The following is a 25326-nucleotide window of genomic DNA, read 5'->3' on the forward strand; positions in this document are numbered from 1 at the left end:
AAGCTATACCCCTAGTAGATCTGGTAACGCATTTGAAAAGATTGGGAAATACATTACGAGTAATAGAACAACAATGCTAGCTACTAGATAAGGTCCTATACCTTTAACAATGCTTTCTGAAGAAACGCCAGAGATTCCACTTGCCACAAACAAGTTTAAACCGACAGGTGGTGTAAATAAACCAATAGCAAGGCCAACCGTCATCATAACACCAATGGTGGTTGGATCTACTCCTACTTCAAGTAGGACAGGCATCAGTAACGGTATAAAGATGTAAAACGCAGAAATGGTATCAATAAATGCCCCAACAATTAACAATATTACTGCAACAAGAAGTAATAGAAGCAAAGGGTTTGTTGTGATTTGCAAGATGCTTGATGTTATGGTAGTGGCTATTTTTTGAGTTGTAATGATGTATGAGAATAACGAGGCAACTCCAATTATAAGCATAATAACCGCTGATTGAACAGAAGCATCTACTAAAATTTTTGGGATGTGCTTCAATTTCAATTCTCGGTAGAACAAGAAACCGACAAGGAGAGAGTAAAAAACTGCAACGACGGCCGCTTCCGTTGGAGTGAACATGCCAGAATAAATTCCACCTAATATAATGATAGGGATCATCAGCCCTAATAATGCTTTTAGAAAAGCTTTCGTTACTTCTATAGCTTGTGCTTTTTCAATTGTAACAGCCGCTTCTCCATTGTCCACTTGCCGTTTTTGGTTTCGTTTATTTACGATCATACTTGCTATGAGTAAACTTATAGCAAGCAACACCCCAGGAACAATCCCGGCGATAAACAATCGCCCTATTGAAATACTAATAATGTCACTGGCAATCACGCCAAAAATAATAAACGCGATACTTGGCGGTAGAATGATGCCCAACGAACCGGCACTAGCCACCAATGCAGAGGCAGAGTTTGCTTTGAATCCGTTTTTTACTAAGGCTGGTATCAAGATAGTCCCCATTGCTGCAACAGTGGCAGGACCTGAACCTGATATGGCTGAAAAGAAAAATGCTGCTACAATTGTCACGATGACAATGCCATTTTTTCGATGGCCGAATGCTAAATAGGCAAAATCGATTAACCGACTTGATATGCCTGAATATCCCATAATAACACCTGCTAACACAAAAAACGGAATGGCTAGTAATGTAAAGGACGAAATGGAAGAATACATTATGCTCGGCAACAGAGCCAGAGAAGATATCCCTGAATCCATGAGCAATACAATCACAGCTGCGATACCAAGAGCAAATGCTACCGGCAGATTCATAAAGATTAAAAGGAAAAAAAGAACAAACATTAGCGCTGTTAGCATTTACATCTTCAACTCCTTTGAATCTGCGTCTGTTTTTGGTAGAGGTAGCTTCTGATCTCTTTTTAATCGAATGACCATCATTTCAACCGTTCGTATCATGCATAATAGCGAACCTAAAGGAATCGCCCCAGTGAAGATCCACTGTGGGATGTTTAATGCCGGCGTCACTCTACCTCGTTCCATTTGATTGAACACGAGTTCCATACCGAAGAAAAGTGTTAAAGATAAAAAGAATAACATGAGCAAACTAGTCAAGATCACAAGAAATCGTTGAATAGATGGATTGAATTTAGTGAAAAAATAATGGAACCCAAAATGGGATTGGCGTCTTATAGCAATAGAAGCACCTACGAATGTAGCTAATACGAACAAATTAATGGTGATCTCTTCTGCAAATGCAAAAGATGTATCAAAGAAATACCTTGAGAGGACGTTTGCAAATGTGATACATGCCATCCCTGCCATAGCAATCATCACAATCGTATTCTCTATGAACGCTAAGAATTTCACCCTTCATCCACCTCACTTCCATTTGCTTCTTTTAAGAACGTGTTTAAATGTCTATCTCCCCAGACCTCTCTAAAATGATCGTAAACGTTTTGAGAACTTTCTCTAAACTGTTCAATTTCATCATCAGTTGGATAATAGATTTCCATTCCTTTTTCCTCTAGTTCGGCTATTTGAGCCTCTTCTTTCTGACGAGTTAAGCTAATTTGATAGTCGTTCGCTTCACTTGCGACTTTTTTTATGAGGTCTTGATCTGAATGGGATAATGAGTCAAATAAGTCTTTATTCATACCGAATACAAGTGCATCATAGACGTAGTTCCACATTGTCATGTACTTCTGTACTTCTATTAGACCTGCTGAATAGGTAACATCTACTGGATTTTCTTGACCATCAATTGTTCCTTGTTGTAGCGCTGTATACACTTCTGAAAACGCCATTGTAATCGGGTCTGCTGATTGGCTCCGGTAAAGATTCGTAAAGACACCCATACTTGGTACGCGAATTTTTAAATGATCGAGGTCGTCAGGATTCCTTATGGGACGAGTGTCATTTGTAATTTGTCTGAAACCACTCTCTCCAAAACCAAGAGGCTCTACCCCTCTTTCTCTCAACATTTGATTAATAATCTCCCCGCTCTCTCCATTCAATACACGCTCTGCATCACTAAAGTCATTGATTAAAAAAGGTGCACTTAAAACTCCAAATCTAGGATCAATGCCTGCATAGATAATACTAGAGTTGTAAGAAAAATCTTTTAATCCATCCATTAGCTGTTCAACGCCAGCTTCAGGGTTTCCAGCAGATAATTGTTCATTTGTATAAACATCGACTACGAAACGTCCATTACTTTCTCTTTCTAAATCCTCAGCGAATTTTATTGCTCCTGCATACCACGTTGAACCTGGCCCCACCGTTACCGTCATTTTCCATTCGTACATTTCTTCAGCTACCGATGCATTCGATGTGCACCCTCCTAAACCAACAAGCAAAAGAAGAAATAAGCTTTTGTTTATGATTTTCTTAACCATCTCGACCTCCTTCTCGACACCTTTATTAAAGCGCTTACATAAAGGACGATCTCCGGGTGGAGACCAAAATTAGTTCTTTCCCTAATAGGAAAAAAGCTATTTATGGGGCAATTAAATGAAAATGTTCTTATTTGGATTAAACAAATTAGTTGGATCCAAAGCTCGCTTTATGGATTTCATCACACGTAAGGCGTCACCATGCTCCTCTTCTAAATACTTCACTTTTCCGACACCTACCCCATGTTCACCTGTACATGTTCCGTTAACCTGTAAGGCAAAACGAACGATTTTTTCGTTATATGCAGCTACATTGGCTAATTCGTTTGAATCATGTGGGTCAACTAACAATAGAGCATGAAAATTGCCATCACCTACATGTCCGACAATGCCGGCTTCAATGTGATGTTCTAAGGCAGTCATTTGTGCATGTTTAATGGCCTCAGCAAGGCTTGAAAGAGGAACACAGACATCTGTCACCATTAATTTCTTTCTTGGCTCACTATGTGAAAAGGCGTAGGCAACATTGTGTCGTGCATGCCATAATGCACTTCGTTCAGCGTTGTCTTTAGCATAATGAAAATCAGTGCTATTATAGTCACTCATAATGCTTTCACAAAACGCCAAATCATGCTGAACCGATTGTGGATTCCCATGAAATTCTAAAAACAACGTAGGGCTTAGAGGGAATTTCGTATCGTTATGCTGATTGACTTTCATCATGGAAATCTCGTCAATGAGTTCTATTCTAGCTACAGGGATTCCAGCTTGTAAAACAGCCGTGACTGAAGAAACAGCGTCGTGAAGAGATGGAAACTGTACACGACCAGCCACGATCTTTTCTGGAATGCCATAGACCTTTAACGTCATTTCTGTATAACAACCGAGTGTCCCTTCAGCTCCGACAAATAAATTATTGAGATCATAGCCGGAGGATGATTTAACAGCTCGATTTCCACTATGAATAATAGTCCCATCTGCCAAGACGACTTCAAGATCTCTAACTTGATCTCGCATCACACCGTATTTGACTGAATTCGTTCCACTTGCATTGGTTGAGACCATCCCCCCAACAGTTGCATTTGCGCCAGGATCTACAGAGAAAAACAAGCCGTATTTTTTTAATTCTTGGTTTAGTTGATCACGAGTGACACCAGGCTGTACGGTCACTAACAGATCTTCCGGATCAACGGACAGAATCGCATTCATTTGGCTAAAATCAATGACAACTCCTTTTTGATAAGGGATTACATGTCCTTCTAAACTTGTGCCTAAACCGTAAGGATAAATTTTTTCATTAAAGCTTGCGGCTAGTTTTACAATTGAACGTACATCCTCTTTAGACTGAGGATAAACAACAACGTCTGGCAATGATGGCTGGTGATAGGATTCATCACTACTATGAAGAGAGCGCTGTGTTTCGTTGAAATACACGTTTTGCTTGCCTACTTTCATCACCAATTCTTCAATAAACGGGGTTGATTTTAATGTTCCCACGTCACATCCTCCTTTTTAGCAATGTAAGCTCCGTCTGTTACATCCACTATCGAAACAGTGTCACCAATTTTAATATCTGTGTTACTGCATCTAGCAGACAATCGCATGCCCTTTCGTATGTTAATACATACAATCACATAGGGAGAAAGGGCTTGCAGTTTCTCTGGAGCTGCGTAGATCGTTGTATGAGAATAAACAATACCTCTACCCTCTATTCGTTGTTCAACTTGGTTGTCACTTAAACATTTTGAGCAATAGAGCTTTTGCTCAAGCCATTCATGGTGGCAATCAAGGCATGCGTAGAGAGGAATGTTCATTTTATGCGCCCTCCTTCTTAAACAGATGAACGAGGGAATAAGCACCTGTACCACCAAGGTTCTGTGCTAAACCAATCCGTGCTTGTTCTACTTGATTGCACGCTTCACCCCTTAATTGGCTTATAATTTGTACAATTTGTGCAATACCCGTTGCTCCGATAGGGTGACCTTTTGACAATAAGCCGCCGCTAGTGTTTACAGGAATTTCTCCTCCATGTTCTGTTAGGTGTTTTTCAATTGCTTCAAAGCCAGTTCCTTTCTCAAAAAAACCGAGTTCTTCAATGGCAATGATCTCAGTCATCGAGAAGCAATCGTGCAATTCGACTACATCCACATCTTTCGGTTCTAAAGAAGCTTGTTCATATGCCTGTTTCGCTGCCTCATACGTGGCTGGTATTCGGGTTAAATCGTTCACTTCTTGCATAATGGGTGTGCCTGATGCTTGACCTGAAGCAATGATCTCTACTCCGCTATTCCTGTTGTTCTCGATGACTACAGCAGCAGCTCCATCTGATAGTGGGGAGCAGTCATATAAGCCAAGGGGATCCGTAATCATTCGAGCATTGATAATTTCTTCTAACGTCAACTCTGTATGAAATTGTGAAAGAGGATTATGCAATGCATAATTTCTGTTTTTGCGGGCAACCATGGCTAAGTGCGTTTTTGTTGCGCCATACTCATACATGTAGCGATTGGCTACAGCACCGAAGTAACCTGGAAACGTTAATCCAGTGTTTGATTCCATCGTGCTGTTGTCCATCGCATAATTAATCGCTGTGATGACTTGATTCGTATGAATATGTGTCATTTTCTCGCCACCAACAACGAGTATGGCGTTGTACTCTCCTGCTTTGAGTAATTGATAGGCTTGCCGAAACGCAATTCCACCTGAAGCACATGCCCCTTCTGTTTTCATAGAAGGGATATTGCCTAAACCTAACTCAGATACAAGAATGCTTCCTAAAATTTCTTGCTGTTCTAAAGGTCCTCCCATGAAATTACCAACAATAATGGCGTCAATCTTTGGTCTACCGGCATCAATAAGTGCTTGCCGAGATGCTTTTAAAAGCAAGGTTTTCAATGAATCATTGCATTTTCCAAATGGGGTCATGCCTAAACCAGTTACAGCAACACGAGTCATCCTTTCACCCCTTCTTCATACAATTTTTTTAATTCTCTTCTTAAAATCTTTCCATATGGGCTCTTCGGTAAGGATGGAACAATCTTAATATGTGCTGGTTTTTTATAGCTTGCTACGTGTTCTTTACAGTGAGTCACCAGCTGACTTTCTTCAACAGTAACGCCATTTTTCAAGACAACATGGGCATAAACCGACTCACCCCACTTCTCATTCTCGACACCAAAAACACAAGCTTCTTTCACTGCTTTGTGGAGATTAAGTACCTCTTCCACCTCTCTAGGGTAAATGTTCATACCGCCGCTAATAATGACGTCGTTTTTTCGATCAATTAAATGCAGATGTCCAAAAGGATCGACCCAACCTAAATCCCCTGTATAAAACCAGCCATCTTTTATAGCGTTGTTTGTTGCCTCATCATTTGCCCAATAGTTATCCATTACTAGAGGACCCTTACATGTAATTTCTCCAACCTCGCCTTGACGAACTTCATTTCCCGTTTCATCCCGAAGAACCATTTCCACCATCGGACCAACCGCACCACACGATGATAAGTAATATGGTAGTTTGCTTTTTGGCATAATAGTAATGGCCATCGGTGCTTCAACTAATCCATACGTCTCAGCGAATATGGGACCAAGTTTGTCGAGAGCCTCTTGCAATTTTTCTGAAGCAATTGGTGCCCCTGCCATATTTATTGACTTTAAATAGCGTAGCTTTTTAGGCTCAAAAGCCTCATCTTGAACCATCAAATTAACAATGGTTGGAACCATAAATATAGTTGTGACTCTCTCTTTTTCAAGCTGATCTGCTATGGATTTTGGATCGAATTTGTCGAAAATGACTTGCTTAAGCCCGAAGAATAAAGCACATTGAGCTAAAAAATTACTACCGTGAGTTAAGGGTGCTACATGACCGACAACATCTTCATAGCCTAACTCACAAGCCATTATAAGCGATTGTGCAGAGGCAATAATAGCACGATGAGATAATACAGCTCCTTTTGGTCTGCCTGTCGTGCCCGATGTATACATAATAGCAAAAGCGTCCGTGTCTAAGACAGAACAATCTGGGTATTCAGAATGAACATTAGCCAATAAGGACTCATATTCATTCTCAAACGTTACAATATCTCCTCTATAGTCAACATTCATGAGTAAGGAGATTTCACCAATAATTAATTTCGCCTTAGCATTTTCTAAAATAAATTGTATTTCTTTTGGATGAAGTTTCGTATTAATTGGTACTTTAATCAGTCCCGTCATGGCTACAGCAAGATCAATAACAATGTGTTCAACTCGATTTGCTGATAAAATTCCAATTCGGTCTCCCTTTAGTAATCCTTTAGATGTGAAAACTGAAGCGAGTCGACACGACTCTTCTTTTAACTGTCGATACGTTAATTGACGTCGTTTATCAACAACAGCTATTTTTTCTGCATGTTGCGTGCATGTTTGTTTCGCCAACTGTGAAAGCGTTATCAAAATAGCACCTCCTTATGTCGATTTAGAAGTAAACGAGATGGTTTTGTAGTTTAAAGCAGCATTGTATTTACGTATGGCGGTCACATCATGTGAGTGGATGAGCGTAAATTCAACAGTTATGCAAACTTTATTGTAGCCCCTTAGGAAATGACCAGCATGAATACTTCCGTCCATTCGCTCAACAAGTCCATGTAAATGCATATCAAGATCACCGCTCTCATCTTGACAAATGAAGCCAGTCGCTTGGATTAACTCAACAGGTTCATGAATAGTGAATGGGTCCGCATAGCCGTCTGGTCTATTTTTTTCATTTACTTTAAAAACGGTGAATCCTGTTTTATCTAAAGAACCAATACACGTAACCATACCTGAATGAATCTGATGTTCTTTACAGATGGCAAGAATCCCGTCCATTAAATCATCTCCGACACCTAATGAACCATATAAGACTTGATTGTTCGTCGCTATTTGAATACTCATATGTGTATCCTCCCCAGAACGTTATCCAATGGCAGAACCTCCACAAACTTTTAATACTTCTCCTGTGACATAGTCAGAGTAAGAAGAAGCAAAGTACACAACGGCACCGGCAATGTCTTCTGGATTGCCCATACGATTAATGACTTGATTACTTAATGGATAATCAAGGTCCTTTGTAATTTCAGTTTTAATTGGTCCTGGTGCAATACTATTGCATGTAATGCCAAGTTCACCGACTTCTTTCGCAATCCATTTTGTTAGCGCAATAACACCGCCTTTTGAAGCTGCGTAGGCAGGACCAGACCGGGCTGATTTTTTCCCGTCGTTATAGGATAAAGGGCCGCCCATAATCCCTGAAATAGAACTAACATTAATAATTTTACCGTGTCCTTGCTTTTTCATATAAGGATAAATAGCTGCTTTTGACATGAGGAATGTTCCCCTTAAGTTTGTATTAATGTCCCGATCCCACATCTCCTCTGTCATCTGTTCAAGATCTAATCTTGAGCATGTACCTGCATTGTTGACAACAATATCAATGGATCCAAATCGTTCATTAACGTCTTTCATTAATTGTTCAATAACTGCATTATCTTTTACATCAAGACCCACACTCATCACTTCACTGTGACTAAATTCTTGAAGCTTCCTAATTGTCGCTGATGTTTCCTCACAATTTAGTAGATCCACTAACACAACATGGGCACCTTCTTTAGCGAGAGCGATTGCAGAGGCCGCTCCAATTCCTCGAGATGCACCTGTAATAATCGCTACTTTTCCTAACAATGTCGTCATGTTTGTTCATCCTCCAATTTCACTTATTAGTTTGTAAAACTAGTCACTCCAACCAAGTGTGTATGAAATTTTTCTTGCATAATTGACTAATTGATCAATGATCATTTGTGTCTTCTCTGGATCTAACCGTATCTCTACACCAGCAACACTTAATGCCGCTACCACCGTTCCTGTCGAATCATAAATTGGTGCCGCCATCCCTTTTAAACCAATCAAATATTCTTGATTGTCAATGGCATATCCATGCTCCCTTATGGAAGCCAATTCGTCGAGTAATGCTTGTTTTTCTGTAATGGTGTAATTCGTCTTTTTTTCAAGCTGCACACTGCTTAGATACGTCTCTAGAAGCGATTCATTTAAGTGAGCTAAAAAAAGTTTCCCCGAAGCGACAGTATAAGATGGCACTCGATCTCCAGGGCCTAGAACAATTCGAACCGTCTGTGAGCTTTCTACTTTCGACAAGTAGGATACGGAAAAATTGTGGAAAGTAGAAATAAGCACACTTTCACCCGACGTTTTCGCAAGCGCTTCCAAAAAAGGGCGTGAATCGCCTACAAGGTCGTAATGATTTTCTGCCATCTTTCCCAAATCAATAAACTTGTAAGACATGCGATACTTATTAGTCGGAAGCTTTTCAATAATACCACTCTCAAGTAATGTAACTAAAAATCTGTGTAAAGTGGTTTGATTAAGCCCTAACGCTCTAGCTAACTCAGTTGCTGTTTGTGGCTCTTTACATAATGATTCAATAATATCAAATGCTTTACCCAAACTTTTATTTTGATACTGCATCTCCAACACTCTTTTCGAATAGTGAATACTTGTTTTCTTTATATGAAAACCATAATACATTCCTATTTATCTGTCAATATAAAAATTCTGATTTTTTAAAGATCTAAACAAAGCCTGTAACACATGATGTGTTACAGGCTTTGTTTGATTTCACTTTTCCGATGAAAGCTATTAAATAATGCCTTGAAAGGTTAGTACGATTTGGGCAATCACAGCAGAGCCAATCAATGTTCCAAATAATACACAAGTTGAAACGACCATTGCTTTCCATCCCATCGTGACGAAATCTGTCCAGGATCGTCCAATTGCAATTCCGGCATAGGCTAAAATGGGTGTAGCAATGGATAGTAGATTGATTTCATTTGTAAATACGCTAACACTTTCTCCCCAAGGGGTTTGAGGAAGTGATGCGACGATTCCTATGGCGATGACATACACTACACTTGGAACGTTTAACGGAATCAGCTTACTCAGTAACTGCCCAAGCCCAGCAATAAGAATTAAAATAAGCATCCCCGCCATAGATTGTAACGAAAACATCCCGTCTCCGATTACATTACCGACGTAAGCGACCGAACCAACTACAAACATTAAAAGAAAGTATTCATGCAGATTTTTCATTCTTTTTTTCCTCTCCGCCCTTCCATTTTTTGAAAATCGTATAGAGTTTCTCGGTCATTGGTAATGCAATAAACATGCTAACGAATAAGCCTGTAGAATAGGTTAGTAAATTACTTGCTCCTGCGAAGGCAACAATTTGTGGTTCTAATTCTGGATATAGACCTACAAGTGATCCAACAGCTGCTGCCATCATACTCCCACTTCCAACGCCAGCCGCCATTGCTAGACTAAGAGGATGAAGAGGAGTGAAACTTGCTAGAAAACCAGCTATTAAGCCGTAAAACATGGCGCCGAACACTGTACCAAATATATAGACTGTGGTTACTCCTTTTCCTTCAGGTGATTCAAATCCATATTTGTCATAAATTAATCCTAAATTTGGTTCGCGGCCAACAGAGTGTGTCATACCTATCGCTTCACGCTTCATATTAAATAGCAATACGGCGATTGGAAGAGCTAAAAAAATCGTACCAAAATTCCCCACCTCTTGTAGCAACAGAGCTGGACCTGCTGCAATTAAATCCGTCAAGCCAGGCCCAATGGTTACGCCAATTTTTGCAATGAGTAGTGTTACACTTAACGTAATAATCGGTTCAGCATGTTTGGATTGTTTTTCCTTCACCAACGGAGTGAAAAAAAGAAGTAAACCTATTACAATAGCAAACAACATAGGAAGCAGCATAATAACGCCGGGACCAATCTCGATACGAATGGTACCAATGGCTTCTGTAATAAGGACGACTCCTAGCACTAAGAGGTGGAGTCGCCAATCTTTAATAAGATCCATCATCGCCTTCTAACCTACCTCCTTACTTCGTTCGCAATGAGTGAATAAACAGCAGTTGAATCAAGCGAAGCTTTTTTTTGTTGCAACGCTAAGCGGTAAAGCTGACTCACAATAGATGATACAGGTTGCGGGGTAGTCGATTGATTGGATAGTTTCATATAAAGTTCCAAATCCTTCGCCATATGGGCCAAAGAGAATAGGACGTTATCAAATGATTCGTCTTTTAAATTTTCACCAAATACTTCCATAGCACGGGAATGTCCTGAGCTCGCCTCTAAAACAGAAAATAATGTTGAAGCTTTGACCCCTTGCCCTTCCGCTACAACCATCGTTTCACTAAGTAAGCTAATCATGCCTGCGACAATCATATTATTGCAAAGCTTAACAGTTTGTCCTGCACCAGAGGAGCCTATGTATCGAATTTCTCCTCCTATTACCTTTAGATAAGGCAAAGCAGCTTCATATGCCTCTATTTTTCCACCGACCATCACCGTTAGTGTTCCAGCTTGGGCTCCAGCTGGTCCCCCGCTAACAGGGCAGTCTAGAAAATGAACACCGTAAGAACTTGCTTCTTGCTGTAAGCTCTTCGCTGTATCCGTGTCCGACGTCCCTACATCGAATACAAAAGTATTCGGCGAGAGGTGAGCGAAAAGTCCGTCTTCTCCACTTAAACTTTCGACAAGGAGTTTTGGAGTTGGCAATGAAAGAAAAACCGCACGAACATCAGCTGCAAATTCCTTCGTATTAGAAACAAAATGAGCGCCTAACGCTTCTAAATCCTTTTGAGCCTTGCACATTGGGTCACTCACATAAACCGTATAATTAGAAGATAATAAGTTTTGAACCATACCAGTACCCATTGCACCACAACCAATCATTCCAATAGATGTCATGATTTTCCTCCTTTTAAGATTTAATGTAAACTGCTTTCGTGTCTAACCAAAAATCGAGTGCTGTACTGCCTTGTTCGCGTAAACCAATACTTGACTGTTTCTTTCCGCCAAAGGGAAGCTGATTTTCATAATAATTAGATGGGATGTTCACATGAGCAACGCCAACTTCAATTTGTTGAATAAATGCTTGAGCTTTTGCTAAATCATTTGTATAGATAGATGAAGACAAACCAAACGATGTATCATTTGCAAGTTGAATCGCTTCTGCATAGGACTGAACAATCATTACCGCTACCACTGGACCGAAAATTTCTTCTTGTGCAATGGCCATATCACTCGTTACGTGACTAATAACAGTCGGAGCAACAAAATAGCCTTGATCAAGCCCGTTTTCAGTGAGACGTTTACCACCACATTCAATTTTTGCTCCTGCTTCTTTTGCACTCTGAATATAGTGCAAATAGGTATGCAGCTGTTTTTCGTTGGCAACAGCACCATTTTCAATTCCTTCATCTTGACCATAACCAACGCGTATTGCTTGAGCGGCTGCTTTGAGCTTTTCTAGCACGACTTCAGCAATCTCCTCAAGCACGATTACCCGGCTTGTTCCTGTACAGCTTTGGCCGTTGTTATACATACCACTAATCATAATGCCGTTAATAGCTTCATCAAGATTGGCATCTTCTAAGAGAATCGTCGCATTCTTGCCGCCTAGTTCGGCTTGCATTTTACCGCCGCGTGCTGATACAGTCTGTCCGAGTTTTAGTCCAACTGCTGTCGAGCCGGTAAACGAAATCGCTTTTAATGAAGCATTTTCGCCCATTTCTTTGCCAACAACGTCTCCATCACCAAAGACCAAGTTCAATACTCCTGCCGGCATACCTGCACGCTCAAATAATTCAACTAACTTAATTGCAATACGAGCCGTATCATTTGGTGGCTTGTAGACCACTGTATTCCCTGCAAGCATAGCCGGTGCTATCTTATATACACCTATACCTAATGGAAAATTGAAAGGAGTAATAACCCCCACTGCTCCTAATGGTTCTTTAATAGTGTATGTAAAATAATTCGGATCAATGGAAGGGAGGGTTTCTCCTGCTAAGCGATTTGCCGCGCCACTAAAATGCTTTAATGCTTGAATGGTAGCATCAACTTCCTTTTCAGCTGCTGTTACAGTCTTGCCTACTTCTGTTGAAATTAAGAGCGCTACTTCCTTTTTCTCATCTTCTAATAAGCGTATAAGTCGATAAAGAATGTCTACACGCTGTATAGGTGTAATAGAGCGCCAAAATGGAAAAGCTTCTTCTGCTACTTTAATAGCAGAGCGTGTATCATATACAGTAGAATTGGGAAAATAGCCAAGAATTTCGTTTGCCTTTCCAGGGTTAATACTTGCAAAGGTTTTTTCACTTTCTGAAGGAATCCATTTTCCTCCTATATAATTATGATAAGTGCTTGTCATATCGGTTTCACGACCTCCTAAATCAAGTTACACTTATCGTAATATTCAAATTAAATAAGGTGAATAGAGATTGTCACAAAGATGTTCATGGTTATATATGAAGACCCACATTGCATTTAAAGGCACTATCACTTATAGCTTCCAACAATTTATTCATTTTTTTTACAATTTACATAATTTAACTGCAGCAACTAAGTTTAGCCAATCCTCTTCAACTTCAATGGATTTATAAGAGAGATCTTCGATTTTTTTTAATCGCTGGTATAACGTGTTTGGATGAATATAGAGGGCGTCTGCAGTTTCTTTTCGATTTCGATTTTGATGAATAAACATTTTTAAAGTTTCCAATAAAATGGGATACTCACGTAAAGTACCGAGATGATCATAGATAAAAGAACGTCTATGCGTCCCTTCTATTTGCGTTAAAAGTCTATCAAGGCCGAGTGTCGGATAGCGATTTATTTCTCCCCTTTCGGCTAATGCCCATGCATTCATCGCTTCTTGAAAGAGTTGCTTATAGAGTGCTACTGGTGCAACACGACTTATCCCTAATTTATCACTGTCACTCTTTACGAGCTTAGACAATAATGTCTCCTGGATGGTTTGTTCTTTTTCAAAAAACAGAATCCAAAATTGATCATACGAGATAAGTTTCCACTGCTTTGAAAAGGACGGTAAAAGTGATTGTATAGTTTGATGATGACTAAACAAATCTTGCTCTTGCTTTTTCAAAACAACGCTAGTCACTGGAGTAGTAGAATTCATTCTCCAAAAATCTTCGTCAAATTGATTGTTCGCTAATACGCTCTTGAACCGTTCCTCTTCCTTTGCTAACTTGGTCGTCAGATGTTTCTCATCATAGACCATAAGTATTCCAATGGCATTAGCTGCTTCTTCGATATAATAAAGCTCCTCAACGTTAGGCTGCTGTTTCATTAATAACCAGCCTCTATGAGAATAGTGACTTTTTATTGGAAAGGAAGCATACCCCTCGATCACATTCTCATTGTAATGTACGGAACGATCCTGTAATAAACGAGATAATAGCTGTACAATTCTATCCTGATTACCACCTTCGTGAAGAACTTGATAAAAATAATTTTTTGCCTCTTGTTTTAATGTGTACGTATGAAGCTTACGTTTATGGTGTTCGAACTTCTCTTCTTTTTCTAAGGCAATAAGCGCATATTCTAGTAACTCTGATACAAGGTAAAGATCTTGTAATGTGAATGAAGACAACGGTTGACATCGATTCACCGTTATCGTGGCAAAGCATTCTCCGTGAAGAATTATAGGGATGCTCATAGAGGTGTAAACAGTCTGATAAGCGACCCCCTCAAGGTAATATTTTCTATTTATATCTGAGATATTTGACATTGCTTGTTCTACTTCTGTTGGTTTCAAAAAAAGTACCGGAGTTTGTTCGTTATACACCGATCCCGTTATCGACTCACCAGGAGAAAAGGCTACCTGATAAAGCTGTGGTGAATGATTCCCCATACTGCTTTTCAAGCGTAATACATGGCTTTTTTTGTCGTATGTATAGATTAACACCATGTCTGTGTCTTGAATAACCGTTGCCACTGCACTAGTCAAAATATGAAGAATCTGATCGAGTCCTTGAGCTTTCATAAACGCTCGTCCAGCTTTTCGTAGCTCATGCTCATTTCCCACTTTACATTCCTACCTTCCTTAGTTTATATAAAGATATTTATTTATTATGACGGATTACTGCTACAACATCTACTGCTTTTCAAATAAGACTTAAAAGTTAGATTCCGTGTTTGCTTCCACTTACTGCTTATACAATTCATTGGTTACTTGAACATTCCATTAGCCCATCTCATAGTATGAAAGAAAATAAACGAAGGAGACGATGAACTGTGCATAACCACCATAGAACCTTAGCCTACCCTTATTTTCATCAACATTATAGGATGGGAATGCCTTCATACCATTATCAAGCAAGGACAGACTTCGGAAATTCACCTTTCACTGTAAATATATCAGAGGCTTCTAAGCAAAATCAGTATTATCGATCGGCCATTTGGACGGGAGAACATTTACAAGTGACCTTAATGAGTATAAATGTTGGCGATGATATTGGCCTTGAAATTCATCCAAATACTGATCAGTTTTTTCGCGTTGAACAAGGACAAGGTCTTGTCCAAATGGGTAGTAATCCAAACAATCTTCACTTTGAATCAGTCATATCTGACAATAGTGCCATTATGGTTCCAGCCAATACATGGCATAATATTATTAATACTGGCCCCGTTCCGCTTAAATTGTATTCCATCTATGCTCCTCCTCATCATCCCTTTGGAACCGTTCAGCCTACAAAGGCGGATGCAATGGAAACATAAAAGAAAAGGAGTAGTGTTTAAAAACATTACTCCTTTTCTTCTTTTAACTTATAGACAAGCCAGCACTCGCATACCCTGCTACAGTATTTAATAACGTAACTCCTGCCGCAGTAGCCGAAAAGACGATTAATAATCGATCTCCTGTCGTTACAGGGATAGATAAACCTGTCGCATTACCTGTTGAAATTGTCCCAAGAGCTAGCGCTCCCGTTAACGCTGGCGCTAAAGTAACCGAGGCTCCCGGTATTGCCGTAAGGGTGTTCGTAGCCGCCGGCCCTGCAGATCGAAAGACTTGTGCAGTTATTGTAACCGTTGTTCCTATTAATGTTAAGGCAACAGTGGTACTAAATAATGCGGATAAAGAGGTAATCACACCGTCTCTTGGCACTAAAAATGCAAAGTTTAACAATGTGCCTGCTGCTCCAGTTAAATCAATCGTATTGCCACCGATTAAACTTAATCCAGTAACGGAGTTTCCAAAACCGACTAAGCTCGTTGTTCCGACTAAACCACCTGCAATTGTTGTTAATGCCGTTGGTAATCCAGATGCAAATGGAACGATTGCACCTGCACCAGTAACTCCAGTTGCTCCGGTTACCCCTGTTACTCCAGTTGCCCCAGTAGCTCCAGTTGCCCCAGTAGCTCCTGTTACCCCATCTAATCCTGTAGGTCCGGTTACTCCCGTTACTCCAGTCGCTCCTGTTGCTCCTGTTACCCCATCTAATCCAGTAGGTCCTGTTACTCCAGTTACTCCTGTTACTCCGGTTACTCCAGTCGCTCCTGTTGCTCCTGTTACCCCATCTAATCCAGTAGGTCCAGTTACTCCTGTTACTCCTGTTACTCCGGTTACTCCAGTAGCTCCGGTTGCTCCTGTTACTCCATCTAACCCCGTAGCTCCTGTTACTCCATCTAACCCCGTAGCTCCGGTTGCTCCTGTTACCCCATCTAACCCCGTAGCTCCGGTTGCTCCTGTTACCCCATCTAACCCCGTAGCTCCGGTTGCTCCTGTTACTCCAGCTAATCCCGTAGCTCCGGTTGCTCCCGTTACTCCATCTAACCCCGTAGCTCCGGTTGCTCCTGTTACCCCATCTAACCCCGTAGCTCCGGTTGCTCCTGTTGCTCCATCTAACCCCGTAGCTCCGGTTGCTCCTGTTGCCCCTGTTACTCCAGCTAATCCAGTTGCTCCTGTTGCTCCATCTAACCCCGTAGCTCCAGTTGCTCCCGTTACTCCAGTTGCTCCATCTAACCCCGTAGCTCCTGTTGCCCCTGTTGCCCCTGTTGCTCCATCTAAGCCCGTAGCTCCAGTTGCTCCCGTTACTCCAGTTGCTCCATCTAACCCCGTAAACCCAGTAGGTCCGGTTGGCCCAGTAGGTCCAGTTACCCCAGTTAGACCACCTGCCGGTCCAGTAGGTCCAGTAGGTCCAGTAGGTCCGGTGGATCCAATTAAGTTAGGATCGCCACCGTTTGTAGCTGTTCTCATGAAATATTGAATGTTCGAACAAGGGTTGCCAAAATTGTATCTTGAGAATTTATACTTCATAATACCTCTCCTTGAAAACCTTTTTCATCTATCTTTATGAACATTTGGTTTAAGTGGAACACCATGAGCCTAATTTAGTCCGTTTTTCTCTTTTTTCTGATGATAAAATAATAAATAAAAAAAAACGGTTGCAAAAAGAGTATACCTCCTCTATTATTTACTTACCGGTAGGTAAAAAAATAGAGGAGGGTTTTTTTATGGGTAATAAAGAACAAACGTATCAAGATATTATGGAGACTGCTTTTAAGATGTTCTCAAAAAAAGGCTTTGATCAAACGAGCTTAACCAATATTGCTACAGAGGTAGGCATTTCGAAGCCAGCGATTTACTATTATTTTAAATCGAAGGACGAACTGATTAAAACGTTGTTTGACACACTCGTAAAAGATATTCAATCCTTTACGTTAATAAAGGTAGAAAACATGACTGCTCAAAATGTCAAAGAACTGCTGTACAATGTTGGAGAAAAGGCGATCAATCGTCAAGAAAAAGAGCGCTCGTTTAATCAACTGTTTAATCATTACATCTTGCTTGCTTCACGTGACGCTTATTATGCAGATCAACTTGTTCGCATTCAACAGTATTTTTTCAATACCTTTTATGATGCGCTCATACGCGCAGTCCAGATTAATGCGATTAAGGATGAGACGATTTTGATTAAATCACAAATACTCGCTTTACTTTTTGATAACATTACAAATTTCATCTTAACTGGTTTGGAGCTAGACTATAAAAAAATTTGGAAAGAAGCTGTAGATAATACATTAAGAGGTATTGAATATCATGAGCAATAGTCATCATACTCGATTAGACGGTCTAGACTTAGCTCGATCATTAGCGATGTTCGGCATGCTTATTATGAATTTTATCGTTGTTACAGGTGCACAAGGGAATGGACACTTCCTATTAGTGTCCATGACAAACTTAGTCGAAGGCCGTGCAGCAGCAACCTTTGTCACATTAGCAGGCATCGGCATCTCGCTTATGACAAAAAAAGCTCGAGTCACTTCAGATTTACGGTTGCGTAAAAACAGTAAGATTTCTTTAGTGAAACGATCTCTTTTCTTATATATAGTTGGCATGCTTTTATACACACTTGGATGGGACGGCGACATCTTGCATTATTACGGTGTATATATGGCATTCACTGTGCTTATTCTTTTCTCATCACCAAAAATCATAATCACGATTTCAATTGTTCTTGCCGGTATTGCTCAGTTTTATCAAATTTTTTTCGATTACATGAATGGATGGCATCCTAATCACCCATTTCTAGCCTATCTCGATTTTTGGACGATAAGTGGGTTTCTAAGGAATTTATTTCTAAATGGCTACCATCCCGTTTTTCCATGGATCTGCTTTTTAATGATTGGCTTGTTAATTGGAAGATTAAACTTACGTGACAATAAAACTAGAAATACGATACTTCTTTTCAGTACAATTTTGTTTGTTATTTCGGAACTTTTGTCTCGTCTACTTATTTCTTTCACTACAGACACCTTACTTGATGCGACGAGCGCAACATTTCTATTTGCCACTGGCCCACTTCCTCCAAATCTCTTTTATTTACTTTCTAACACGGCTACAGCACTTGTCATCATCGTTTTAGCCTTATATGTTGCTGAAATCTATGCTGGCAATTGGTTTATTCGTTCTCTTATTTTTACTGGGCAACTAACCTTAACTCACTATGTTAGTCATGTGGTCATCGGCATTGGACTTCTGCTGACCTTTGATAAAGTCGTTCTATTTAATGGGTTTGAAAGCCAGCCTCTTTCCTTTACGGTTCTTTACGCTTGTGGCTTTTTCGCAGCAAGCATTCTTTTTTCTACTTACTGGCGCTTACAATTTAGCCGTGGTCCTATTGAAACAGTCATGCGCAAATGGACATAAAAAAATGATAAAAAGCCACCCTGAATCGTTATGCACAATTAGGGTGGCTTAGCTTTGTAAATAATGAAGCCTTTAAGTCCTGTTTATTCTTTAATTGTCCAGGGTCGCATGAAGGATACGAATACGAACGCTCTTGTCTTCAGTTTGCTCACTAAAGATGTTCCAATTAGGGGAAAGCATTGACGTAAATTCCTGCAGTTGTTCTTGGGTTAAGGTGATCCCATCAAAACGTGATTCTGTCATTTTGTAGTCCGTACCTTCTACTAACCCATACTTTAATCGAAGCAAGCGTTTAATTCCAAAATTAGAAACAAATTTAATTCTATAGCCGGTTCGAATAGCTTGTTGGATCTGAATAGCGTTTTCAGTAGAGGCTTGAACGAGATCATTATAGTCAAACGTTTGGTCAAATGTATTTAATGCTTCCGTGTCTTCGTTTTTTAGAAGCTCTACCAGCTTTTCATTTTCCATTCCATTGGCTCGGAGTGTTTCAATCATAAATGCATTCCATTGTGACAAGGCTGGTAACGTCATTTTTTTTCGTCCCTTCTATTCCGTTTTTAATTCAATATCATTAATATCATACAGCTCGTCCAGCCTTGGTGTATAATCTAAACGATCATTAACACCGTAGCGTCCTTGAAGTTGGAATAAGTAAACAGCTCCACGATCTTCAGCTAGTATCTGTTGTACTTCCTGATACTGTGCAGTTCGCTCAGCCTCATCCATATTATATGAAGCCTCTTCTAGCAATTCATCAATTTCTGGGTTGGTATAAGGAGCAACGCCGCCATCTTTAAAAAATTCCAGTACGCTACCGTCAAACATGTCATTTCCCCACCCTACAAAGATCGCCTCATCTAATTCATCATTAAACAAACGGTTTGCAAATTGACTTTGTTCAATCAATTCTATGTTTGCAGTAATGCCGACATCGGAAAGCATGCCCCCAACCACTTCAGCCATTTCTGTGTAGTAGTTATTTACAGACATATTAATTGTAACTCCGTCGTCGTAGCCTGCCTCTTCTAAGAGTTCTATTGCTCGATCAGGGTCGTATTCATACGTATCGTATAAAGATTCATCCGCACCAACATTTCCTGGTGTAATATGAGTACGAGTTGCTGTTGCACTTCCATTTAAAATTTCATCAATGATTACTTGGTTTTCAATTGCTAAATCAATGGCTTCTCGTACAGCAGGATCAGCAGTAGGCTCTCCTTCTTCATTCGAAAGCCAAAGTTGGATGACCCGATGAATTGGCTCAAGCGCTACATGCGTCCCTTCATTATTATCAATTCGGTCCATATCAGCTGTTGGGATGTTAAAAGCAATATCAACCCCATTTGTTAAAAGCTCTGACACTCGAGTGGAATCCTCTGGTACAACGCTAAAACGAACACGCTCCCAGTTTGGTTCCCCTTCAAAGTAGTCTCCATACTTGCTTAATTCTACTGCCTCATCTTGCTGCCAACTTTCGTATTGGAATGGACCTGTCCCTACTGGCGATTGGAAAAAGCTTTCTGCTCCAACCTCTTCAAAATAGTCTTTTGGCAAGATACTTGCAGCTGGAATAGAGAGGCGATTCAGTAGCTGTGGGTCAGGCTCTGCTGTTGTAATTCTCACTGTATATTCATCTACAACCTCAACCGTTTCAATTTGATTAAACGTTGAATGTTGCTGAAGCGCTGTGTCATTCGCAACGCGTTCAAGGGAAAAAGCAACGTCGTTGGCAGTAAAGCCATCACCATTATGAAACGTTACGTCGTCACGAAGAACAAACTCCCACGTTGTTTCATCAATTGGTGTCCATTCAGTTGCTAAGTCTGCAACGATTTCACCTGACTCATCTCTTTGTACAAGTTTACTGTAAAGATTAATCAATACAGCCGATGTTGTAATAACACTGTTGTTATGCGGATCAAATGTCGTTATATCTGCTGGATTTGCGACCGTTAAAAGTTCGTAGCCATTAGCTTCTTCATTTGTTTCAGGAGTGTTAGCATTATCTGGATCATCAAAACCACATGCAGACAAAGCAAGAATAGAAAATAATGTACTTGAAAGAAACGCTTTTTTCATTTTTTATTAACCTCCGATGGTATTGTTTTGTGTCGATCTCTTGGGTGTGACGCTGGAACAGCTTGTAATAACAACTTCGTATAGGCTTCAGTTGGCTCATGAAATATTTGTTCAGTTTGCCCTATTTCGATGAGCTCTCCATTCTTCATAATGGCAACCCGATCACTAATATGGTTCACAACAGGTAATCCATGGGCAATAAAAAGGTACGACAATCCGTGATTTTTCTGTAGCTCTTTTAACAAGTTTACGATTTGTGCTTGTGTTGATACATCTAATGCAGAAACCGCTTCATCGCATACGATGATATTTGGTTTTAATGCTATGGCTCTAGCTATACTTAGCCTTTGCCGTTGACCGCCACTAAATTCGTGAGGATAGCGATTTAAATGCTGACTACCGAGGCCCACTTCTTCAAGTAAACCGAGTGCACGTTCTGTACGATCATTAGTCGATAGCCCTTGGTGAATCGTTAACGGTTCCGTCACAATTTCCTTTGCTCTCATCCTAGGATTGAGTGAAGCATAAGGATCTTGAAAAACAGCCTGTACGTTGGCTTTCATCTGCTTTTGTTCACGTTTCGATAATGCGCTAATCTCTTTTCCTTTGAAATAAATAGAACCACTAGTTGGCTCAATCAGCTGCAAAATCATTTTTGCAATGGTTGATTTGCCAGAACCTGACTCACCAACAATCCCAAGGGTTTCACCTTTAAACAAGCTAAAGCTGACGTCATGAACCGCTTGAATAGTCCCTTTCTGACGTTTATTGCTAATGGAAAAAGTCTTGCTCAGTTGGTTCACTTTTAATAACGGTTCGGTCATTCAATTCCCTCCTTCTTTACATGAATACAACGTGCAAAATGATTCGTCGCTTTTTCTTCTAGGTCGGGAACTGCTTCTTTACATGCTTCCGTTGCCAGTGGGCACCGTGGGTGAAAGGAACAACCGATTGGCAGGTTTCCAATGTTTGGCGGATTTCCTGAGATGACACGTAACCGCTCGTTTTTTGTATCGAGGGTCGGCATCGCTTCCATTAATCCAATTGTATATGGATGCTTCGGTCGATCAAATAACTCGTGTACCGTTGCTTCTTCTACAATTCGGCCAGCATACATCACAAGAACGCGATCAGCCATTGTTGCTACAACGCTTAAATCATGGGTAATAAAAACAACACCTGTCCCATTTTGTTCATTTAGTCGTTTAATCAATGACAATATTTGTGCTTGTGTTGTCACGTCGAGTGCCGTAGTAGGCTCGTCTGCTATAAGCAATTTAGGATCACATGCTAGTGCGATCGCAATCATGACTCGCTGGCGCATGCCACCTGACAATTGATGTGGAAACCGTTTTGCTGTTTCTTTTGGATTAGGAATGTCTACTTGTGTCAATAAGTCAATAGTCTTCTCTTTAATTTTTACTTTTGATAATGATGGATGATGAATGGTTAAAACTTCTGCAATTTGAGACTGGATCCGTAACATAGGATTTAATGAAGACATTGGCTCTTGAAAAATCATCGACATTTCGCTCCCACGTAATAATCGTCTTTCCCTCGCAGATAATGTATTTAGCTCTTGCCCATCATAAATAATGGAACCACTTACTGTAGCATTTTTTCTCAATAACCCCATAATGGATAAAGAGGTTACACTTTTACCACTTCCTGATTCGCCAACAATGGCGACAACTTCACCAGAATTGACATGAAAAGAAATGTCTTTCACGACTGTTGTATCCCGTTTCCCTGCACGAAAAGAAGTCGATAAATTCGTTATGGAAAGTAAAGCGTTATGCCGCTTCATTGTCGTCCCCTCCCTTTTTCAAGCGTGGATCAAGATAATCACGGAGCCAATCACCGACAAATGTAAAAGCGAGAACCGTTATCGTGATCGCAATACCAGGAAACGTAGCAATCCACCAGCTTGTGGCGATGTAATTTCGTCCATCGTTAAGCATACTTCCCCACGTAATGCCTGGTGGCTGTACACCAAATCCAAGAAAGCTTAATGACGATTCAGTTAAGATAGCCGTACCGACGCCAATTGTTGCGATGACGGTAAAAGAAGAAAGAACGTTCGGCAATATATGTTTGCGAATGATGTACGCGCTGCTTGCGCCAAGAGTTTGAGCTGCTTGCACATATTCCCTTGCTTTTACTCCAAGAACGTCTCCACGAACGACTCTCGTATAGTTCACCCAGCTCGTTAATCCGATAACAATTATGAGAGTAAGTAAATTTGCATCAAGCACAACCATTGCAACAAGAACAAGCAAAAGTGTTGGAATAGCTAACATTGCGTCTACTATCCGCATTGTTACAGCGTCAATCCAGCCGCCGAAATAACCAGAAACTAGTCCAAGTGATAACCCAATGAGACCAGCAATCAAGACAGAGATGACGCCAACTAGAAGAGAGACTCGAGCACCATGAATGAGGCGGCTAAACATGTCTCTACCTAAATGATCTGTACCAAGTAAATGTGCACTGGACCCATTGTCCATCCAAGAAGGTGGAATTAAGCGAGAGGTCGCTGTAATTTGCGTAGGGTCATAAGGCGCAATCCATGGTGCAAACACCGCTAATAAGACAATAAGCCCTATCATTAGTAAACCAAGTAGGCCAAGTGGCGAGATAGAAGTCAAGAAACGACGGCGAATTGTGTCATTTGATTTTGTTAAAGCTGCCATGTTTATCGCTCCTAGTTATATTTAATACGGGGGTCAAGTACCCGGTATAGCAAATCTGTAAGTAAATTAATCACAATCGTAATGAATGCGATGACAAAAACAATCGCTTGAACGACAGCCATATCGCTATTTTCCATTGCCGTAAGCAATAAACGCCCGATACCAGGCCAAGAAAAAACGGTTTCAACAACTATGGCTCCTCCTATTAACTGAGGAAACTGTAAGCCGATAATTGTCACAACAGGTATGAGTGCGTTTAAAAAGACATGTTTCCCAATAACTATTCTTTCTTTTTGTCCTTTCGCACGTGCGGTTTGAACATATTCTTGTTCAATGACTTCAAGCACGCTTGCACGAGTTAACCGAGTCATTTCGGCTGCAAGTGCGATACCTAACGTAAAGGCAGGCAACACAAAATGTAAAGGAGATGCGGCTCCTGATACAGGAAAGATTGGAAACAGAACAGCAAAAAATAATATAAGCATGATGCCAATCCAAAAGTTTGGCATTGCTTTTCCCACTATGGAAACCCCAGAAATCAAAAAATCTAAAACCGTGTTTCGTTTTAAGGCTGCATAAATACCAAGAGGAATTGAAATGATGATAGCAATTACCATTGCAATCAAGGAAAGCGTGAGTGTTGCTGTGAGTCGGCTAAACACTAAATCGCTAGCTGGCTGTTGATATTGAAGCGACATGCCGAAATCACCTCGAACTAAATCCCCTAGAAAACCCATATATTGAACGAGAAAGGGCTCGTTCAACCCTAATGATTCTCTTAACGCCTCTCGATCAGCAGGTGTTGCATTTTCAGGGAGCATCATAGAAACAGGATCACCGGCAACATAGACAAGACAAAAGATAATAAAGGTTAGAATGAGTAAGCTTGGGATGACTTGTAGTAAAATTTTTTTAAGTAAAGACAATGCATCCACCTCCCTTAATTAAGAATGAGACGACGTAAAACCTCGTAGTCCGAAAAATTCAAATGAAACGATTTGACGCGCCATCTCTTCTGCATTTAGTGTTGCAAGAGAATCTCCTTCACGAAAAAGCCAGCGATCAATTGTTCCAAATACTAAGCTAGCTAGCATAGCGGCTAGAGTATGGTTGCTATACGTTGCAGGAAGCATATGTAATTCTTGCGCTCGTGCGATGTTATTTGCAAATGCTTGCTCAATTGCTTGTAGTGTAGACGCAATTTGGCTACGAATCTTTTCATCACTATCTTGCCCCGTTTTTAGCAGCAATTGCATATAATCCTTATTTGATTCTGCATACGAAAATAATGTTTGCATCAAATCTTTTGAAGAAGTCGTCATATCGTTTAACGATCCGACTTGTTTTCTGTAACCAGAATAAATGACGTTTAATAAATACCGTTCTCCTTCTTTTAAAATGTGTAGAACAATCGCTTCTTTATTCTTAAAATGCCAATAGAACGTACCTTGAGCAACACCAGCTTGTTTAACGATGTCAGATACCTTTGTTTTATGAAATCCCTTTCGTGCAAGCAGTGGCAAGGCTGCGTCCATTAATACTTGTTGATTTTCAGTCGTATGCATTGTTTCTCCTTTCTCTTGATTGACGAGTCAGTCAGTTATCCAATAATCCTAATATAT

Annotated in this window: 26 protein-coding genes; 3 read left to right on the plus strand and 23 right to left on the minus strand. The window is 40.3% G+C overall.

All coding sequences use genetic code 11. The features are described from left to right. Positions 1–3: 3 nt before the first annotated feature. From PQ477_RS18355 to PQ477_RS18425, 15 genes are all read right to left on the minus strand, one after another. Positions 4–1326 (minus strand): TRAP transporter large permease, encoded by a 1323-nt coding sequence (locus PQ477_RS18355; RefSeq protein WP_274272660.1) that lies wholly within the window; start codon positions 1324–1326, stop codon positions 4–6. Beyond that, positions 1327–1836 carry a TRAP transporter small permease gene (locus PQ477_RS18360; protein ID WP_052008225.1) on the minus strand — a complete coding sequence of 170 codons (510 nt, stop codon included), beginning with the start codon at positions 1834–1836 and terminating at the stop codon, positions 1327–1329. After that, positions 1833–2864, minus strand: a complete 1032-nt coding sequence (locus PQ477_RS18365) for a DctP family TRAP transporter solute-binding subunit (protein ID WP_060705996.1) — start codon at positions 2862–2864, stop codon at positions 1833–1835. Before PQ477_RS18365 ends, PQ477_RS18360 begins: the two co-directional genes overlap by 4 nt. 111 nt (positions 2865–2975) lie before the next feature. Next, positions 2976–4316: an FAD-binding oxidoreductase gene (locus PQ477_RS18370; RefSeq protein ID WP_144560477.1), complete on the minus strand. Its 1341-nt coding sequence runs from the start codon at positions 4314–4316 to the stop codon at positions 2976–2978. A gap of 29 nt (positions 4317–4345) precedes the next feature. Beyond that, positions 4346–4675: a Zn-ribbon domain-containing OB-fold protein gene (locus PQ477_RS18375; protein ID WP_274272661.1), complete on the minus strand. Its 330-nt coding sequence runs from the start codon at positions 4673–4675 to the stop codon at positions 4346–4348. Between the two features lies 1 nt (position 4676). Continuing rightward, positions 4677–5816 (minus strand): thiolase C-terminal domain-containing protein, encoded by a 1140-nt coding sequence (locus tag PQ477_RS18380; RefSeq protein ID WP_274272662.1) that lies wholly within the window; start codon positions 5814–5816, stop codon positions 4677–4679. Next, positions 5813–7297: a class I adenylate-forming enzyme family protein gene (locus PQ477_RS18385; RefSeq protein WP_274272663.1), complete on the minus strand. Its 1485-nt coding sequence runs from the start codon at positions 7295–7297 to the stop codon at positions 5813–5815. Before PQ477_RS18385 ends, PQ477_RS18380 begins: the two co-directional genes overlap by 4 nt. A gap of 12 nt (positions 7298–7309) precedes the next feature. Next, entirely contained in the window at positions 7310–7777 is a 468-nt protein-coding gene (locus PQ477_RS18390; RefSeq protein ID WP_052008224.1) for a PPC domain-containing DNA-binding protein, read from the minus strand. Between the two features lie 21 nt (positions 7778–7798). Next, positions 7799–8572, minus strand: a complete 774-nt coding sequence (locus tag PQ477_RS18395) for an SDR family NAD(P)-dependent oxidoreductase (RefSeq protein WP_274272664.1) — start codon at positions 8570–8572, stop codon at positions 7799–7801. 39 nt (positions 8573–8611) lie between these two features. Next, positions 8612–9364 (minus strand): IclR family transcriptional regulator, encoded by a 753-nt coding sequence (locus tag PQ477_RS18400; protein ID WP_186370604.1) that lies wholly within the window; start codon positions 9362–9364, stop codon positions 8612–8614. 171 nt (positions 9365–9535) lie between these two features. After that, positions 9536–9985 carry a hypothetical protein gene (locus PQ477_RS18405; protein WP_035397735.1) on the minus strand — a complete coding sequence of 150 codons (450 nt, stop codon included), beginning with the start codon at positions 9983–9985 and terminating at the stop codon, positions 9536–9538. After that, positions 9969–10775: a DUF3100 domain-containing protein gene (locus PQ477_RS18410; protein WP_035397733.1), complete on the minus strand. Its 807-nt coding sequence runs from the start codon at positions 10773–10775 to the stop codon at positions 9969–9971. Before PQ477_RS18410 ends, PQ477_RS18405 begins: the two co-directional genes overlap by 17 nt. An 11-nt stretch (positions 10776–10786) precedes the next feature. Next, the gene (locus tag PQ477_RS18415) at positions 10787–11665 is read right to left on the minus strand and encodes an NAD(P)-dependent oxidoreductase (RefSeq protein WP_274272665.1); all 879 of its coding nucleotides are present in this window, start codon (positions 11663–11665) and stop codon (positions 10787–10789) included. 13 nt (positions 11666–11678) lie between these two features. Then, a complete protein-coding gene (locus PQ477_RS18420; protein ID WP_035397730.1) occupies positions 11679–13130 on the minus strand; it encodes an aldehyde dehydrogenase family protein in 1452 nt (483 codons plus the stop codon). Positions 13131–13292: 162 nt separating this feature from the next. Then, complete coding sequence (locus PQ477_RS18425; RefSeq protein WP_274272666.1) at positions 13293–14804, minus strand: helix-turn-helix domain-containing protein; 1512 nt, start codon at positions 14802–14804, stop codon at positions 13293–13295. A 263-nt stretch (positions 14805–15067) separates the two neighbouring features. Here PQ477_RS18425 and PQ477_RS18430 point away from each other — a divergent pair, with 263 nt between their 5' ends. After that, entirely contained in the window at positions 15068–15496 is a 429-nt protein-coding gene (locus PQ477_RS18430) for a cupin domain-containing protein (RefSeq protein ID WP_052008230.1), read from the plus strand. Positions 15497–15539: 43 nt separating this feature from the next. Here the strand turns inward: PQ477_RS18430 and PQ477_RS18435 are convergent, their stop codons facing one another. Next, positions 15540–16976: an exosporium glycoprotein BclB-related protein gene (locus PQ477_RS18435; RefSeq protein ID WP_432813906.1), complete on the minus strand. Its 1437-nt coding sequence runs from the start codon at positions 16974–16976 to the stop codon at positions 15540–15542. 257 nt (positions 16977–17233) lie between these two features. On the opposite strand from PQ477_RS18435, the gene PQ477_RS18440 reads away from it, so the two are divergent. After that, positions 17234–17830 (plus strand): TetR/AcrR family transcriptional regulator, encoded by a 597-nt coding sequence (locus PQ477_RS18440; protein WP_144559008.1) that lies wholly within the window; start codon positions 17234–17236, stop codon positions 17828–17830. Further along, entirely contained in the window at positions 17820–18929 is a 1110-nt protein-coding gene (locus PQ477_RS18445; RefSeq protein WP_035398238.1) for a DUF418 domain-containing protein, read from the plus strand. The genes PQ477_RS18440 and PQ477_RS18445 overlap by 11 nt, the downstream gene beginning before the upstream one ends. Before the next feature lie 90 nt (positions 18930–19019). Here PQ477_RS18445 and PQ477_RS18450 read toward each other — a convergent pair whose 3' ends face one another. From PQ477_RS18450 to PQ477_RS18480, 7 genes are read right to left on the minus strand one after another with little or no spacing between them, the layout of a single operon-like run. Then, positions 19020–19463, minus strand: coding sequence for a hypothetical protein (locus PQ477_RS18450; RefSeq protein ID WP_060705275.1), 444 nt, complete (start codon positions 19461–19463; stop codon positions 19020–19022). 15 nt (positions 19464–19478) lie between these two features. Continuing rightward, positions 19479–21011: an ABC transporter substrate-binding protein gene (locus PQ477_RS18455; protein ID WP_274272667.1), complete on the minus strand. Its 1533-nt coding sequence runs from the start codon at positions 21009–21011 to the stop codon at positions 19479–19481. Continuing rightward, positions 21008–21835 (minus strand): ABC transporter ATP-binding protein, encoded by an 828-nt coding sequence (locus tag PQ477_RS18460; protein WP_144559010.1) that lies wholly within the window; start codon positions 21833–21835, stop codon positions 21008–21010. The genes PQ477_RS18455 and PQ477_RS18460 overlap by 4 nt, the downstream gene beginning before the upstream one ends. Next, positions 21832–22818: an ABC transporter ATP-binding protein gene (locus PQ477_RS18465; RefSeq protein WP_274272668.1), complete on the minus strand. Its 987-nt coding sequence runs from the start codon at positions 22816–22818 to the stop codon at positions 21832–21834. Before PQ477_RS18465 ends, PQ477_RS18460 begins: the two co-directional genes overlap by 4 nt. Beyond that, the gene (locus tag PQ477_RS18470; protein ID WP_035398242.1) at positions 22805–23704 is read right to left on the minus strand and encodes an ABC transporter permease; all 900 of its coding nucleotides are present in this window, start codon (positions 23702–23704) and stop codon (positions 22805–22807) included. Before PQ477_RS18470 ends, PQ477_RS18465 begins: the two co-directional genes overlap by 14 nt. A gap of 11 nt (positions 23705–23715) precedes the next feature. Beyond that, positions 23716–24630 carry an ABC transporter permease gene (locus PQ477_RS18475; RefSeq protein WP_144559013.1) on the minus strand — a complete coding sequence of 305 codons (915 nt, stop codon included), beginning with the start codon at positions 24628–24630 and terminating at the stop codon, positions 23716–23718. 18 nt (positions 24631–24648) lie between these two features. After that, positions 24649–25269: a TetR/AcrR family transcriptional regulator gene (locus PQ477_RS18480; protein WP_035398245.1), complete on the minus strand. Its 621-nt coding sequence runs from the start codon at positions 25267–25269 to the stop codon at positions 24649–24651. Positions 25270–25326: the final 57 nt, after the last annotated feature.

This window comes from Shouchella hunanensis (genome assembly GCF_028735875.1).
Lineage (GTDB): Bacteria > Bacillota > Bacilli > Bacillales > Bacillaceae_D > Shouchella > Shouchella hunanensis.